This is a genomic window from Shewanella intestini (genome assembly GCF_018221465.1).
Taxonomy (GTDB): Bacteria; Pseudomonadota; Gammaproteobacteria; order Enterobacterales; family Shewanellaceae; genus Shewanella; species Shewanella intestini.
Map to the genome: position 1 here is coordinate 153,295 of NZ_JAAIKR010000003.1, position 16,300 is coordinate 169,594.

Annotated in this window: 17 protein-coding genes and 1 riboswitch; of the genes, 5 read left to right on the forward strand and 12 right to left on the reverse strand. The window is 41.4% G+C overall.

Annotated features, from left to right (window positions below; translation table 11 throughout):
- Positions 1–45: 45 nt before the first annotated feature.
- The 4 genes from G3R48_RS05260 to G3R48_RS05275 all read right to left on the reverse strand — a co-directional run bounded on the left by G3R48_RS05260 (position 46) and on the right by G3R48_RS05275 (position 3,278).
- On the reverse strand, positions 46–663 hold the full coding sequence (locus G3R48_RS05260; protein WP_153662511.1) for a PepSY-associated TM helix domain-containing protein: 618 nt from the start codon (positions 661–663) through the stop codon (positions 46–48).
- On the reverse strand, positions 656–1,126 hold the full coding sequence (locus tag G3R48_RS05265; RefSeq protein ID WP_323741249.1) for a DUF4920 domain-containing protein: 471 nt from the start codon (positions 1,124–1,126) through the stop codon (positions 656–658). Before G3R48_RS05265 ends, G3R48_RS05260 begins: the two co-directional genes overlap by 8 nt.
- Positions 1,127–1,392: 266 nt before the next feature.
- The gene (locus G3R48_RS05270; RefSeq protein WP_153662509.1) at positions 1,393–2,094 is read right to left on the reverse strand and encodes a pseudouridine synthase; all 702 of its coding nucleotides are present in this window, start codon (positions 2,092–2,094) and stop codon (positions 1,393–1,395) included.
- A gap of 698 nt (positions 2,095–2,792) precedes the next feature.
- The gene (locus G3R48_RS05275; RefSeq protein WP_153662507.1) at positions 2,793–3,278 is read right to left on the reverse strand and encodes a glutathione peroxidase; all 486 of its coding nucleotides are present in this window, start codon (positions 3,276–3,278) and stop codon (positions 2,793–2,795) included.
- Between the two features lie 211 nt (positions 3,279–3,489).
- On the opposite strand from G3R48_RS05275, the gene G3R48_RS05280 reads away from it, so the two are divergent.
- A complete protein-coding gene (locus G3R48_RS05280; RefSeq protein ID WP_153662505.1) occupies positions 3,490–4,032 on the forward strand; it encodes a YfaZ family outer membrane protein in 543 nt (180 codons plus the stop codon).
- Between the two features lie 185 nt (positions 4,033–4,217).
- Here the strand turns inward: G3R48_RS05280 and G3R48_RS05285 are convergent, their stop codons facing one another.
- The 7 genes from G3R48_RS05285 to G3R48_RS05315 all read right to left on the reverse strand — a co-directional run bounded on the left by G3R48_RS05285 (position 4,218) and on the right by G3R48_RS05315 (position 10,380).
- Positions 4,218–4,370: a hypothetical protein gene (locus G3R48_RS05285; protein ID WP_153662503.1), complete on the reverse strand. Its 153-nt coding sequence runs from the start codon at positions 4,368–4,370 to the stop codon at positions 4,218–4,220.
- 85 nt (positions 4,371–4,455) lie between these two features.
- Positions 4,456–5,607, reverse strand: coding sequence for a patatin-like phospholipase family protein (locus tag G3R48_RS05290; RefSeq protein ID WP_153662501.1), 1,152 nt, complete (start codon positions 5,605–5,607; stop codon positions 4,456–4,458).
- Positions 5,608–5,811: 204 nt separating this feature from the next.
- On the reverse strand, positions 5,812–7,524 hold the full coding sequence (locus G3R48_RS05295; protein ID WP_153662499.1) for a proline--tRNA ligase: 1,713 nt from the start codon (positions 7,522–7,524) through the stop codon (positions 5,812–5,814).
- 138 nt (positions 7,525–7,662) lie between these two features.
- Entirely contained in the window at positions 7,663–8,271 is a 609-nt protein-coding gene (locus tag G3R48_RS05300; RefSeq protein WP_153662497.1) for an acyltransferase, read from the reverse strand.
- 8 nt (positions 8,272–8,279) lie between these two features.
- A complete protein-coding gene (tsaA, locus tag G3R48_RS05305; protein WP_153662495.1) occupies positions 8,280–9,011 on the reverse strand; it encodes a tRNA (N6-threonylcarbamoyladenosine(37)-N6)-methyltransferase TrmO in 732 nt (243 codons plus the stop codon).
- 237 nt (positions 9,012–9,248) lie between these two features.
- Entirely contained in the window at positions 9,249–9,644 is a 396-nt protein-coding gene (rcsF, locus tag G3R48_RS05310) for an Rcs stress response system protein RcsF (RefSeq protein WP_153662493.1), read from the reverse strand.
- 328 nt (positions 9,645–9,972) lie between these two features.
- Entirely contained in the window at positions 9,973–10,380 is a 408-nt protein-coding gene (locus G3R48_RS05315) for an H-NS histone family protein (protein WP_153662491.1), read from the reverse strand.
- Positions 10,381–10,814: 434 nt separating this feature from the next.
- Here G3R48_RS05315 and G3R48_RS05320 point away from each other — a divergent pair, with 434 nt between their 5' ends.
- The 4 genes from G3R48_RS05320 (at position 10,815) to G3R48_RS05335 (ending at position 15,226) form a co-directional block, all read left to right on the forward strand.
- A complete protein-coding gene (locus G3R48_RS05320) occupies positions 10,815–11,564 on the forward strand; it encodes an electron transfer flavoprotein subunit beta/FixA family protein (protein ID WP_153662489.1) in 750 nt (249 codons plus the stop codon).
- 1 nt (position 11,565) lies between these two features.
- Positions 11,566–12,489 carry an electron transfer flavoprotein subunit alpha/FixB family protein gene (locus tag G3R48_RS05325; RefSeq protein WP_153662487.1) on the forward strand — a complete coding sequence of 308 codons (924 nt, stop codon included), beginning with the start codon at positions 11,566–11,568 and terminating at the stop codon, positions 12,487–12,489.
- 87 nt (positions 12,490–12,576) lie between these two features.
- Positions 12,577–12,776: riboswitch (Lysine riboswitch) on the forward strand.
- A gap of 69 nt (positions 12,777–12,845) precedes the next feature.
- Positions 12,846–14,420 (forward strand): Na+/H+ antiporter NhaC family protein, encoded by a 1,575-nt coding sequence (locus G3R48_RS05330; protein ID WP_153662485.1) that lies wholly within the window; start codon positions 12,846–12,848, stop codon positions 14,418–14,420.
- Between the two features lie 224 nt (positions 14,421–14,644).
- Positions 14,645–15,226 (forward strand): thymidine kinase, encoded by a 582-nt coding sequence (locus tag G3R48_RS05335; protein ID WP_153662483.1) that lies wholly within the window; start codon positions 14,645–14,647, stop codon positions 15,224–15,226.
- 67 nt (positions 15,227–15,293) lie between these two features.
- On the opposite strand, the gene G3R48_RS05340 is transcribed toward G3R48_RS05335, so the two are convergent.
- A complete protein-coding gene (locus G3R48_RS05340) occupies positions 15,294–16,211 on the reverse strand; it encodes an alpha/beta fold hydrolase (RefSeq protein WP_153662481.1) in 918 nt (305 codons plus the stop codon).
- Positions 16,212–16,300: the final 89 nt, after the last annotated feature.

Sequence of the window (16,300 nt, forward strand, 5' to 3'; positions counted from 1 at the left end):
TTAGTGACTGGGCTTGTTAGTTTACGATAGATTATTTTCGATTAATTATTGCGCGGTAAATAAAAAATATATCGGGATGATAAACCCTAAGCTCATTAAGATAATGGGCTTAGGTTGCTTAAGCCCATGTTTTCCTTTGACCATAAATAGCGCGGATAATGCTAGAAATATCAACATTGCGGCAAATAAATCAGAAAAATACACCCATGCGTTACGGGTTTCATTTAAGTGAAGCTTATTGAGCGCCTGCAACAATACGCGGGGCTCAACGTGTAAATAGCTCACCTGATGTGCCCGTCTGTTCCAAGACAGAGTTGAACCGCCCTCGAGAAAGACATCAAATTGATGTTTATTCTGCCAAAAGGTTGATTTGACCTCTTGGGTTAACTGATGGCGTTGTAACATTAATTGGGCAATGGCAGCGTCAGATAAATCCGTCCAACTATTGTCGTCCACTTCCAAGTTGACTTGGGTCATGGCGTAGTTAGGGTTCCAATCGGCCACATGGTTGACCGCAATGCCTGAAATGGCAAATATCAGCGTAAAACCGATACAGAAATAACCCACATCACGGTGTAAGTTACGGTTAAGCCGATACCAGTTAACCTGCTTTAATTGACTCAGTTGATTAATAAATCTGATTTTGGTTAACCAGTTAGTCAAGAATACTTACCCCAGTTGGCACTAATTGATACATGGTCATCGGCTCTGTTACGCTGGCAGGGTCAAAACTTTCCCCTTCTTCTTTGGCGTAATAGGCTTTAATTTCACGAGTGCGTTCAAGGTTAAATTTTAGTGCCTGCAATGTTCCCGTTGCTATCGCTTCGCGGCCTTTGGCACTGACTGGAAATACCATTACGCCATCTTTGACTTTAATTCTAAGCGTTTCAAAGCGTTTGTCAGAAGCAATGTTCATCCAGCAACCACGCTTAGTACAGACCTTAACAATGGTGCCTTTAATGGTGATAGGTTTATCAACATATTGCTGTGGTGAAGCCATAATGGTTGAAACCGGTGTGAGTAACTCAGGTTGAACCTGTGTACCAAAATTCAATTCTTTTGCGTGAGCGCAGTTAAATACAGAGCTTAACAACAGCGCGCCGAGCATGGCGGTTTTATAAGTCACATCTAATCCTTAAAGTGAGTTTTTTGAGTATGATAACGGGTTGGTTTTATGCGTGGATCATACTGTATTTACCGTACCGTTATCGTGAAGTAACACACGTTAATGATAACGGGATTAATTATCATTTACACTGAGTGGCTAAATCTTTACATTCTAAAGATTCAGCAACGAAACTCAGGTATGACGCCTATGGAGATAAAACTCAACGATATCAACATCAATAGCCGCAATGCATTGATTGACGTGATAAACGACTTAAATGCAGACTAATTCGGACTTGGCTGGGCTAAGGCGTGAATTTCACTATGGGTTAACTCACGCCACTGAGCGACGTCGACATCTAATTGCAAACTACCAATAGCCACACGGTGCAAACCATTAACCCGATTTCCCACGGCAGCAAACATGCGTTTAACTTGATGGTATTTACCTTCAGTGATGGTGAATAACACCTGTTTTGGGGTGAGCACTTCCACTGTTGCTGGACGGGTTAACTGCGACTCGTTTTGAAGTTGTACACCATGTGTCAATTTCAAGATAGCATCTTCAGTGATGGGGCTGCGTAAGCTGACGTGATAGGTTTTATTGCAATGGCGTAGCGGGCGAATAATGTCAAAAGACCATCTACCATCGTCAGTTAGCAGTAATAACCCACTGGTGTCAGCATCTAAGCGTCCGACAATATGTAAGTCGTCACGTTGGGGCACGTCAATCAGCCTTAATACGCTTGGGTATCGACCATCAACATTGGAACTTAGGGTATCAAGTGGTTTATGCAACATAAAATAGCGTGACGGACGGGCGGTAAGTCGGCCTTGTTGGTACATTACGGTGTTGTTTTCATGTACTTGAAACGCGGGATCTGTAATGACTTGTTTATTCACGCTGAGTTGACCTTGGCTGATGACATCGCGCGCGTTGGTTCGACTTAACGAGGTACTTTTACAAACAAATTTATCTAAACGCATTGTGAAATAATCAATGGCTAAAGGGCTTGCGTAGTGTAATTGAAACTGAAACTGTTTTCAGCGTGAGCTTACTATTATGACGCGGTTGTGTTGTTAATAGAGGTCTTTTTTGGATAACAGATAGGCGATTAAGGCAATAACACTGAGGTGTTAAATAACAGACAAAAAAAAGGCAACCTAATAAAGTTGCCGAAAGTATGTTTGCGAGATAAAGGGGATGAAGCTTTATCACTTTAGGGATGATGAAAATAGCGAGTGAGTCTGGGGAAACTCTTAATTCCAATATTGAAATTAGCTTGCTTATTAAATAAGACTAAGCGGTTGCTAAATAGTTCCCAATAAAGTGAAATTTATTTGTTTTATTTTTTGAGTTGATTGAAATGTGCTGATTGAACTCGGTAAATTGAATTTTTCAGGCATAAAAAAAGGCAACCACAAAGAGGTTGCCTATTGATCTACTTTTAGATCAAGGGGACTGCGCTAGAAGTCCCAGGGAGATGAAGAACAAAGTGATGAACAATGTTAATAGATTAGAGCGGCCAATCATTGGAAAGTTCCAATAACGATAGAAAAGTTTTAATTTATTTTTGAATAAATCATTAAACGATTAAATATCAGTATTTTACTAAAGATCCTTTGGAGCGTTTTTATTATTGGCGGCTAGATTAATGTTAATAGCAGCTAACGTAGTCAGCTTTTTACCCTAGTAAGGCTTGTATTTGCTCTCTGAGCGCTTCAGGTTTAGTGGTTGAGGCGTAACGCTGCATCACTTTACCTTGTTTGTTGACTAAGAACTTGGTGAAGTTCCATTTAATGGCTTCGCTACCTAATAGACCTTTGGCTGACTTTTTCAAATAGGCATACAAGGGATCGGTATTGGGACCATTCACTTCAATTTTACTTAATAGCGGAAATGTCACGCCAAAATTGAGCTCACAAAACTCGCTGATTTCCGATTCGCTACCTTGTTCTTGAGCACCAAACTGGTTACATGGAAACCCTAAAATCACCAATCCTTGCTGTTTAAACTCTTGATACAGTTCTTCTAATGCTTTGTATTGCGGTGTGAAACCACATTTACTTGCCGTATTGACGATAAGTAATACTTTATTTTCAAATTGTGCCATTGGCAGTGATTCACCGCGAATATCGGTAACCGAAAATTGATAGATTTCGTTGCTCATATGATTCTCCTTTAAGTAATGATGCAAATATAACCGCAAATTAAATTGTGCACAATCTAATTTGTCATTTTTTTGAATGTTTTTGCTAATAAGTTGTGATGAAGTGGTTGAGTTTTGGTGGGGTATTGATATGGGTGTGAGCATTTAAGGCGACTTTAACGAAGCAACCAATATAATTATCAGCAACTTTTACTAAATTAATAAATAACTTATGAAAAAATCGAGTTTAATTGCAATCGGGCTCTCTATTGGGCTTTTTAATGTGTCTGCTCAAGCTGGTGAAGTTGATCTTGGCTTAAGTGAGCATATGTTCTCTGTTAATTTATCTAATAATTTGAGTAAGCATGCCAATGTTGATTTAGGGTATGCCTATAACGAAGAAAAAGGTCATGTGATTGCATTTGCAGCCCACATGACCCATCAAAATGGTCCGCATCAATTTGCTGTCGGTCCTAAGTTTATCCGCTTATGGGGTGATGAATCACCTAATGGCAGTGTGGTTGCTGTTGGTGGTGAATATTCATTATATGTGAACAATAACTTGTCTGTTCATGCTTCATCTTATTACGCCCCTTCAGTGCTGACTTTTGCAAAAATGGATGGCTATTTTGAATATGAAGCTAAAGCGCAATATAACCTTAATAGCAACATGGGGTTATATGCTGGCTATCGCCATCAAGAGTTTCGTTTTGAAAGCGCGAGCAAACTAAATTTTGCTGACGGTTTTTATATCGGCGGCACACTTAAGTTTTAAGCAGGTCTTGTTTTTATAAACACGCTGCATTGTTGTCGATTCATCTTCAATGGCAAGTGGCGTGTTGTGTTATTGCTGCCAATTAACGCGCCATTTGAACGCTAAAACCATTAACACGCAAACGGTCAGATTTAATAGAGCATTGGCTTTATGCCTCAATGTAAATAAAGCGTATTTATGGACGGTTAATTAACGCCATCATCGTCATACACTAAATGATGGCGGCGTTGTTTATGTTGCCGCCTTAGCTTGCTCTGGTTAATTGTTGATTTTTTGGTTTGTTCATTTTGCCACGCTTCATCGTCATCAACACGTTTATGCTTTGCCTGTTTTGCCATTGGGATAGTCCTTATAAGGGGATCATAATGGTTGTTAATGGCAATTATTACAGCAATTGATGGCAGATTTATGACAACAAAACGGTTAACGAATCGGTGGAGTTTTGGTGCTGATCTCAACGCCAAAAAAGGCGCTTATTTCATCAATTCGGCTCATGGCATCTTGATAACCTAAGTCGATTAAGGCGTTGGTATAGGCACTTTCAAATAATAAATAAGACACAATACTGGAATCAGCCTGTTTATTAATACCAATTATTTTTAATAAGCTGCGAATAGCAAAGGGCATTTCTTCATAGTAGCGACTCGCAATGGCACTTAAATCTTCACTGGGCTTGAACACCAAGGTTTCAATTTTTCGTAGGTTAATTTGTTGTTGTTTTGCTGGTGGAATTAAATCTAAGGTGTTGTTGATGCGCTCAAGGCGTTCTAAGTCGCTATTTAACGTGTCAGAGAAAATCGTATCGAGTAAGTGGCCTGCAATGGTGGCGGCTTTGGGATGATGACTGGCAGATTGCGCCGCTGCAGTATGCGGGCTATCTAGGTTGATGACAAAAATCTTATTCGCGCCTAAGTGGATAGGGCTAGATAACGGTGCGATTTGATGTACAGAGCCGTCGCCAAAATACGCGCGATTTAAGTGGACAGACGGAAAAACCAATGGAATCGCTGAGCTGGCTAATAAGTGTTCGGTGTGAAGCTGAGTTTGTTTACCGCAACGACGTGCGCGTTGCCAGTCATCAATGGTTGGTTGTCCTTGAAAAAAGCTATAAGAATGAGAGTTGTTATAACAAGAGGCGTCAACACTTACGGCATTAAGTGCGCCAGTGGCAATGTTTCTATCAATACGTGCAAAATCAATCAGTTCGTTTAGTAGCTCTCGTAGCGGCTGATTATCAAATAAACTGCCAGCATCTGTGTTAACACGATCAAGCTGTAACCCTTTGATGGCCATGCTTGAAAGGTGCGATAACACCCCACTAATAGAGGCGCGATATACTTTATTGGTATGAAAATGGCGCCAAACCCAATCGAGCTTTTTTACCCCAAGATGAAAACAAGAAGCGTGAGTCGCCAATGATGTTGCGTTAATCGCCCCTGCTGAGGTGCCGCAAAGGATATTAAATGGAATATGGTGATTACGTGGATAAAACTGTACTAGGGCTTTTAACACCCCAATTTGGTAGGCTGCCCGCGCACCACCACCGCCTAATACTAATGCTATTTTATCGCTCAAGGCTGCTCCTGTTTTAAGCTAGGTTATTCTAATTATGGAATAAAATTGCTGTTAATACAGGTATATTCGTTGTTTTTATAAAATCTTATTTTACTTACGCTGCACGGTTAAGCGTGGATTAGAACTCTTGGTATTGGTTAACGTGACATAGCAGGCATAAAAAAACGCACAAAATGTGCGTTTTAAATCGGCTTAATCACAAGCTTAGTTGTGGTTGTTTTTTAAGAATGACACGATTTCTGCAAATGGCACTTCTTGTTTTTCACCGCTACGACGGTTTTTGTATTCAAAAACGCCAGCATCAATATTGCGATCGCCAATGACAACCACATGCGGTAAACCAATCAGTTCCATGTCATTAAACATTACGCCCGCGCGCTCTTTACGGTCGTCGAATAAGACTTCAAAGCCCGCTTCAACGAGGTCTGAATAAAGCTGCTCAGCCATTTCTTTCACGCGATGGGACTTGTGCATGTTCATTGGTAAAATACCAACCGTGAATGGGGCTAATTTTTCAGGCAGCATCATACCGCGATCGTCATGATTTTGCTCAATTGCAGCAGCCACAATACGGCTAACACCAATACCATAACAACCCATGTGCATTTCTTTGGCTTTGCCGTTTTCATCAAGTACGGTTGCGCCCATGACTTTTGAATAGTTAGTGCCAAGCTGGAAGATATGGCCCACTTCAATACCACGAGCAAAAGCGTAAGTGCCTTTACCGTCTGGAGTGGCTTCACCTTCAATCACATTACGTAGGTCCATGCTTTGTGCCATTGGCAAGTCACGTTCCCAGTTAATGCCAAAGAGGTGTTTACCTTCTTGGTTTGCGCCTGCGGCAAAGTCGCTCATTACTGCTACGTCATTATCAATAATGATTGGCATAGCAAGCTCAACCGGGCCAATTGAGCCAGGGCCTGCACCGACAGCGTCGCTAATTTCACCGTCGGTAGCAAATTCAAGCGGCGCTGCCACTAATTCATGCTTGTCGGCTTTCAATTCATTCAATTCATGGTCACCACGAACAACTAATGCCACTAAAGGTGCTTTTTCAGTTGCGCCGCGAACAATTAATGTTTTCACGGTTTTGGTGATGTCTAAATCAAACTGTTCAACTAATTCAGCAATGGTTTTAGCGTTAGGCGTATCAACTAAGCTCATCTGTTGTGACGCTGGTGCTAATGTTGTTGTTGGTTGTGGTGATTGCGCTTTTTCAATGTTAGCGGCATAGTCGCTAGCCGTTGAGTAAGCAATTAAGTCTTCACCGCTGTTAGCAAGCACATGGAATTCATGTGACGCGCTGCCACCAATTGAGCCTGTGTCTGCAATAACAGGGCGGAAAGCTAAGCCCATGCGGCTAAATATGTTGCTATAAGCGTGGTGCATTTTGGTGTAGGTTTCATCCATACACTCTTGGCTTAAATGGAAAGAGTATGCATCTTTCATTAAGAATTCGCGTGAACGCATCACCCCAAAACGTGGACGAACTTCATCACGAAATTTGGTTTGTACTTGATATAAGCTCAAAGGTAATTGCTTGTACGAACTAATTTCTTTACGCATTAAGTCTGTGATCACTTCTTCGTGGGTTGGACCCAGAACAAAATCGCGGTTATGACGGTCTTCAAAGCGTAATAATTCAGGGCCAAATTTGTCCCAACGGCCTGATTCAGTCCAAAGATCAGCTGGCTGTACAAGTGGCATTAAGATTTCAATTGCACCCGCTTTGTTCATTTCTTCGCGAACAATGGCTTCAACTTTACGCAATACGCGTAATCCATTGGGTAACCATGAGTAAAGACCTGAAGCATTACGGCGGATAAAGCCGGCACGTAACATTAATTGATGACTAACGACTTCTGCATTGGCAGGCGTTTCTTTTTGGGTTGAAAGCAGGTAGTTGCTTACGCGCATTTAGAATGTCCACTTGTATAACGATTAATGAGCGACATTTTAGCATTTGAACGGTTTATGTCACCCGATATTTATGCCTAAAGCGTTGCTATTAGCAACAGTTGTTAGCGTAATTTACCATGTAAAAGTATTTGCTGATTATTTGTTTCGCCGGTCACCAATAATTGTTGCAGGGTTTCCGCCCATAATGGCAAAGGCAGGAACGTCTTTGGTGACAATACAGCCCATGCCAATCACCGCTTGGTCACCAATGCTTACACCATCGACTAAACCTGCTTGTGCGCCAATCCAGACATCTTCACCAATATGGATCCCTTTTGACGTCACCGGTTGTTGATAAATGGCTTGTGCTTGGCTCATGCCGTGGTTAAAAGCATAAATTGTGACATTATTTGCAATACGGGTTTTGTTACCAATGTGAATACCTGCCTTGCCGCCATCTAGGCTACAACCGTGATTAATGGCAACTTCATTGCCTAGCGTTACAGGGCCATGAATAAAACAATCTGCAGCAATCATGCATTGGTTGCCCATTTTTACGTCGCGCCCGGGCTCAGCAAAAATAGAGGCTTCAGGGGCGATAAAACATTGCTCACCGATACTGACCGTTTCTACGGCCATTAAATGCGCTTGTATTTCATCTTGCCAAGGTTTCGCCCATACGAGGTGTTTGGGTTTTAACGAAAAATACAGCCAAGGCATCCAAGATAAACGTTTTTTGTGTTGAGTTTGGTAATCAATGCTCATGTTTATCCTTAAACTACCGTGGTAGGAACAATTTCAGTCACGAAAATGGTGTCATTATCGACATGCCAAAAGATATCACGGTCATAGAGCGCGACTTGGTAGCGTTTAGGATCGGCTTTGGCTTTTTTATATGCTGGGCGGGGGTCTTGAGCTAAAACCCCCTCAATGAGTTGTTCAAAGCCTGCTCTTTGCGGGTGATGTTGTTCATATTGGCTGATTTGAGCCAATGCCAATTCAGTAAAACTAACCGGCTTTAATATTGGGGCATCTTGTGCCATGCCACCTTGGGCGCTGTTAATGGCATCTGAAAAAGGAATATACGGTTTAATATCGATAATAGGGGTGTTATCGACTAAATCCATGCCCGATATTTCAAGCATTACTTTGCCATTTTTATAGATCACTTGGTGTAATTTCACCACCGACTGACCTAAACCGTTAGGGCGAAAGGTGGCACGAGTCGCAAAGACGCCTAATTTTTCATTACCACCTAACCGAGGCGGGCGTACGGTGGTTTTCCAGCCTTGGGCTAAATTCTCATGAAAACAAAATACCAACCATAAATGTGAATACTGTTCAATGCCACGTACGGTATCAAGATGATTAAATTGGCCAATAAGTTCGACAAAGCCTCTGGCGTCAACCAAACCAGGCTGGCGTGGAATACCAAACTTTTGTTTATAAGGGGTATGGCAAACGGCAACGGCTTCAATTTGAGTGCTAAATAAATCTTGAGTCATAGTTAATTTACAAACAGTTAAATTATAAAAGTTAAATCACATAAACGTGGCGCTATTAAAACAACGTGATTCAATAGCATTGAAGACATAAGGGAGTGATTAGAATATTGACACTTGTTGTCGGTTAGGGCTATTGGCGTTTCCCCATTGGTGACGCCTTAGCGCGATTATCTTTATGGATCAATTGAGCAATGATAACACCAAGGCGAAAGCTGTCATGTCTTTATTGATAAGTCATTAAGGTTGTACGGGTAATTGAATGGCTTTACCAACGCACATGGCTTGGGTATGACAAGTATTATCAGGTTCTTCAATAAGATGGCAGTTTTGAACAATCATCCCGTTAGCACCTAAATCAGCGGCTTTACGTCTGGCTTGGGTTCTCGCTTGTCTTTTTGTGGCGGGAACCTCGTTTTCGGTGTGTTGGCAAGATAAGCCTTCAACTAATCCAAGTATTTTATATTGCCCTTTTGGTAACTGACCATCAGTAAATAAAGTGACGTCGCCGGGTTTAAAGTATTCATTAATGGCATCACCGTCTAAATTACTCTTAAAGGCATAATCGCCAGCACAAGCACTTAACAATAATGTTGACGCTAAAGCAAGCAGCAATGTTTTACGGGTTGTATTCATGTTTGTACCAGTTAAGAACAAGATACATTAAGTTTACCTTGTAACTATTAACAGTCAAAGAAAGCCGACAATTAATTCAAAATTGATAATCTTTATTGCAAGTGTTATCACTGTGTGTAACTTAACAAGAACAAATCAACCGACAAGTAAAATAGACAACAGGAGTGTTGTTGCTTTAATCGCCATTAATATAACCCCAAAAATTATCTGGTGAAGTCGAAAAAAAAGGTTTATTTAATGCAGCTACCCATTTAGGGATAACGCACTAAATAAACCATTTAATGTTTATCAGGTTGATTTGAGCTTAGTGGCTCAAATTAAGACTCACTTATTCCATACCAGGAATTAAGAAGGTATCTATTGATTTACCCGCTTCAACTTCAGTTTTAAATACAGTAGGCATACGGCCTTGGCCAGTCCAAGTAATCAACTCGCCGTCTACAGTGATTTGGTATTTAGGTGGGCGTGGTGCGCGTTTTTTAGGTGCTGCTTTGGCAGTAGTAATATCGCCTAGGTCTTCAATTGACAGACCGTTTTGCTCAATTTGAGCCAAGATGTTCGCGATACGTTCATTACGTTCTGCATTGGCTGCAGCTTCTGCTTGCTCTTCAACTTCGCGGTCGTCAATAACTTTATTTAGTTTTGCCGCGACATCTTTCAACTCTTCTAAAGATAATTCTTTTACTGCAGCTTTAAAACGACGGCCGTGGGTTAGCACGTTAATGAATTCGTTCATTGATAAGTTTCCTGATAATTGGTGTTATTTAATCAAAGTAATTTAAGTTTTTATATTATTAATAATAAAACGGTTGCCTGAAAATAATATGAAAATAATCAATCAGCACAAGCATAATAACATTAATGAGAAATTAGGCCTCAAAATTGTACATTAACTTTGGGGTTCAATTTCTATTTTGCATAATAATAGAAACAAAAAAACTCACTGGCAAATATAAAAACAAAAATAAATGTAATTTATCGTTAATGAAGAATGTTCGTGAAGCTCATCAGCATTGTCAAAATAGATTGCCAATAAAATAGCTGATAAAAACTAAACAGGTGTTTGAGTTGCATTGACGTTAACGTTAACAGTAAGTAAAGTTGGCTTATCTTGCATTGGTTGTAACCAATGTGTCGTCCACATACATGATGGTGTAGGAAGGAAACCCTATGAAAGTATTGGTGCCAGTAAAGCGCGTAGTCGATGCCAATGTGAAGGTCAGGGTAAAAGCTGATAACACAAACGTTGATACCACTAATTTAAAAATGGCCTTAAACCCATTTTGTGAAATAGCAGTAGAAGAAGCCGTTCGCTTAAAAGAAGCTGGGATTGCGACAGAAATTGTGGTTGTCAGTGTCGGCACGAAAGCTGTACATGAGCAATTACGTACAGCCATGGCATTAGGCGCAGACAGAGCGATTCATATTGATAGTGATGATGAATTAGTGCCTCTTTCAATTGCTAAAATTTTGCATGCAGTGCAACTAAAAGAACAAGCCGATATTGTGTTGCTAGGTAAGCAATCTATTGACGGTGATAACAACCAAACAGGGCAAATGTTAGCGGCGTTGGCTGATTTACCACAAGCAACCTTTGCTTCTCAATTGAACGTTGACGGCACTAATCTTACCGTCACACGTGAAATTGACGGTGGGTTGCAAACACTTACCATGCCACTACCTGCAATTGTCACTGCAGATTTACGTTTAAATGAACCACGTTATGCATCATTACCTAATATTATGAAAGCAAAGCGTAAACCACTTGAGTCAATTTCACTGGCTGATTTAGGGGTGACATTAAAGTCGCACCAACAAATTGTGAAGGTAACCGCGCCACAAGAACGTCAAGCTGGGATCATGGTTGCTTCAGTAGAAGAATTAGTCGAAAAATTAAAGAACGAAGCGAAGGTGATTTAATATGACCATTTTAGTTTTAGCTGAACATGATAACCAACAACTAAAAGCAGATACGGCTAAAATCGTTAATGCTGCCGTGGCGATTGGGGGAGATATTCATGTGTTTGTTGTCGGTGAGAACTGCGCTGCGGTTGCCGATCAAGCCAAACAACTTGCTGGTGTTAAAAAAGTACGCGTAGCTGATGCCAGTGTTTATGGCGCTCAACTTGCAGAAAATGTCGCTAAGTTAATTACTGATATTAGCGCCGATTACTCGCATATTCTTGCTGCGGCATCTAGCGTGGGTAAGTCTGCACTTCCCCGTGTGGCTGCTTTGGCTGATGTCGCACAAATTTCAGAAGTGGTTGCAGTGGTCGATGCCGATACGTTTACACACCCAATTTATGCGGGTAACGCGTTAGAAACGGTAAAAAGTTTAGATGCCATTAAAGTGCTGACTGTTCGTCCTAGCGCTTTTGATGCGGTGTCTAATGACGGTAATGCAGAAGTTGAAAGCCTAACGCAAGTATTTGAAGCTCGAACTACGTTTGTGTCACAAACACTCACTGAGTCAGCGCGTCCTGAACTGGGTAATGCTGGCATTATTGTTTCTGGTGGTCGTGGCATGGGAAGTGGTGAAAACTTTGTCATGCTTGAGCAACTGGCTGATAAACTTGGCGCAGCTGTAGGGGCGTCTCGCGCCGCCGTTGACGCAGGTTTTGTCCCTAATGATTTACAAGTAGGCCAAACCGGTAAGATTGTTGCACCTGATTTGTACCTTGCTGTAGGTATCTCTGGAGCCATTCAACATCTTGCTGGCATGAAGGATTCAAAGGTGATTGTCGCAATCAATAAAGATCCTGAAGCGCCTATTTTTCAAGTGGCAGACTACGGATTAGAAGCGGATTTATTTGAAGCCATCCCAAGCCTTAATAGCTTGATTTAAACAGTGATCTAACTCACAATAAGTGGCCTTGGGGTAGCATTGCTAAAGCCACTTATGTTTTTATGTACTCACGTTTGCCTGCAAACGTCTTTTAGTAGAGGTGCATTAAATATCAGTAGTGGTGGTTAGGGTGATGCCTGTGATCTGTCACGAAAGGATTTAGTGCCGAAGTCGTGTGTTTTATCTAAAACCACTGCTGGTGTTGTTACCGAATAGGGACTGCACTGTCATAGTATTTTTTTGTCGGGATGACAAAATTAACTTTACTATGGAGCGCTACTGATAGGACAGGTAGTAACTCACCGTTATTTACCAGTTCAGTCGCCTCCATTCGTATTTACACGAAGAAAATAATAATGAATATAATAAGTTATTCTGACTCGGCATTATCTTTATTGCCGCCAGTCGTGGCGATTGTTTTAGCAATAGTAACCCGTAAAGTCCTATTATCATTAGGCTTAGGGATTGTTGTTGGCGCATTGCTTTTAAACGACTACTCCCTGACGCATTCCGCTCAATTTATTACTCATACCGCCACGGCGTTGGTTTGGGATGATGGTGCTTTAAATGCATGGAATTTATATTTGCTTGGGTTCTTAGTGATCCTCGGCATGATAACCGCATTAATTACCGTCAGCGGGAGCTCGCGGGCTTTTGCCGAATGGGCAAAACAGCATATCCGCAATAAGCGCGACGCGAAACTCATGACCATGTTTTTAGGTTGTGCGGTATTTATTGATGATTATTTCAATAGCTTAGTTGTAGGGTCTATCGCACGTCCTATTACAGACCGTTATCATATTTCTCGGGCAAAATTGGCCTACTTACTCGACTCTACCGCAGCTCCTGTGTGTGTTATATCGCCCATTTCAAGTTGGGGAGCTTATATTATTGCCTTAGTCGGCGGCATATTAACGGCACATGGTTTTGCTGATACGGGCCATTTGAGTATCTTTATTCAAATGATCCCAATGAACTTTTATGCCATTTTTGCCTTGTTATTATTGTTGTGTGTGGCTATGTTCACCCTTGATGTTGGCCCAATGCGCCAGCATGAGTTAAACGCTCAAAAAGGGGAGCTATTTGACGAATCAAAAGGCTTACCGCCTGGGGCAACTGCCGATTTACCAGAAGTCGATAACGGTAAAATTGCGGGCTTATTTGTGCCTATTTTGGCGCTAATTGTGTTCACGGTTTACTTTATGGTAGCAAGTGGCGCAGATGCCTTAGCAGCGGATAATCTGCCGTTTTCAGTGTTAGGTGCCTTTGAGAAAACAGATGTTGCTTCATCGTTGTTCTTTGGCGCAATCGTTGGCCTTGCAGTGACTTTGGTATTGACCATTATTCAAAAAGTACAATGGGATCTCATTGGTCAAGGCTTGTGGGTGGGTGCTAAATCAATGCTACCTGCCATTTATATTCTGTTATTTGCATGGTCAATTGCTGGCGTGATTGGACAACTTGAAACCGGTAAATATATGGCAAGCCTTGCAACGGGTAATATTCCATTTGCATTACTGCCAGCGGTACTGTTTTTATTAGCAGGTATTACCGCATTTTCTACCGGAACGAGCTGGGGTACATTCGGTATTATGTTACCAATAGCAGCCGATATGGCGATGGGCAGTGATACTGTCATGATGTTACCGATGTTGTCAGCGGTATTAGCTGGGGCAGTATTTGGCGACCATTGTTCACCAATTTCAGACACCACTATTTTGTCGTCAACCGGGGCAAGTTGTCATCATTTAGATCATGTAATGACTCAATTACCTTATACGTTAATTGTGGCGTTAATCAGTTTGGTCGGCTATATCGTCCTTGGCTTTACTGAGTCAGTGACCATGGGGCTAATCGCAGCGTCAGTTGTGTTTGTGATGAGTGTACTGGTGTTAAAAGTACGCACGAATCGTCACTTGAGTGCGCAGTAATGCTAATGGTTATTCACTAACAACCGCTAACGATTAGCCATTGATTAATAAAAATACCGCAACCAAGTTTGCGGTATTTTTTTGCTACTAATGCCATATAGGGGCCATTAGAGCCATTTTTCAGTGGTTTTTTATCATTTCTTTGCCTGAAAATGATCGGGCGCAATTCGCAACAGGTTTGGCTTTAGGTATAATCGGCGCAAATAATTAACTGAGTTTGCGTTTTGGCACAATTGTATTTCTATTATTCGGCAATGAATGCCGGTAAATCTACCTCTTTATTACAATCCTCTTATAACTACCGTGAGCGCGGAATGAACACCTTAGTTATGACAGCATCAATCGATGATCGTTATGGATTAGGTAAAGTGTCATCTCGGATCGGCATTCAAACTGACGCTAAAGTATTTAGTTCTGAAGACGATTTAACTCAATTAGTCAGTAAAGCGAAAGCAGAGCAGACACTGCATTGCATTTTAATTGATGAAAGCCAATTTTTGAGCAAACAGCAAGTTAAGCAGCTCACCTATGTCGTCGATAATTTCAATATTCCCGTGCTGTGTTATGGCCTGCGTACTGACTTTCAGGGCGAGCTATTCCTTGGAAGCCAATACTTGCTGGCCTGGGCTGATAAATTAGTTGAGTTAAAAACCATTTGTCATTGCGGCCGAAAAGCCAACATGGTGGTGCGCTTAGATGAAAATGGCAAACCAATGAAAGAAGGTGAGCAAGTTGCCATTGGCGGTAATGAGCGTTACGAGTCAGTTTGCCGGAAACACTTTAGAGAGTTTTTGTGGGATGCATAAGCATCACCAATGACTTATCAATTGGCATAATAAAAAACCACCTTCATTTGAAGGTGGTTTTTTATATTTAGCGATTAACATTGAGTAGTTGGTGTTGCCGCCAAAAGTCTAACGCGTGGGCTAATACTTTGTCAGGAGCTTCAACTTGTGGGTAATGCCCCACTTGAGGTAGCTCAATGGTGTCAGCTTGTGCGACCAGATGTTGATAACGCTGCACCATTTTTAAACCCGAAATAGGATCTTCAATCCCGTTAATAAGGCGCATAGGAATATTGGTGTGTTGTAGGGCTCCAGCCCAGCGCTGGCGATGAATTTTACGTTGCTTCATATAACGGATTAATAAATGAAAGACTTTCTTACCGTCATTGCATTGCATTAACTGCCAATAAACTTGCAGCTCAAGCAAGGGGATATCACGGGTGCATATTTTGTCGAAACTACGCCTAAAGGCATTAAATGACATTAGCTGAGATACCCCGTAACCTAGCGGGCTCATTAATAACTTCTGCACTAATATCGGCCGAGTGACTTCAGGAAAAATGCCGCCGTTTAATAACACACAACTGCTGATTTTCCCTTGTAATGTGCCCTCTAATTGACGTGCTAATAACTCTTGCGCCACCGTGTCGCCATAGTCATGGGCAAGAATATGAAACTCGGTCACATTTAAGTCTGCTAATACAGCTTCAAATAAATTGGCCTGATCAGCAAACAAATAGCTGCAATCAATGGGTTTATCAGACTGACCAAAACCCAACATATCGATGGTGATAAGGTTGAAATGTCGTGCAAGGTCGTGCCACACATGTACCCAGTCGTAGCTACTAGTAGGGAACCCATGGATTAACACAAGGTAGGGTTTATTCGGGTGAAATAATGAATGTTTGACAAATATTTTCTGTGCCGGCAACACGCTATTCGTTGCCGTTTTTGCCTCGGTAAAATCAAACCATTTGCTTGGCATCCAATGGGGTAAAGGTAACAAATTAACACCTTATATTATGTGATTATCACAAAGTGGCTGTTATACAGATAAGGAATAACAACCATGAATGATCTATTGATGACCATATC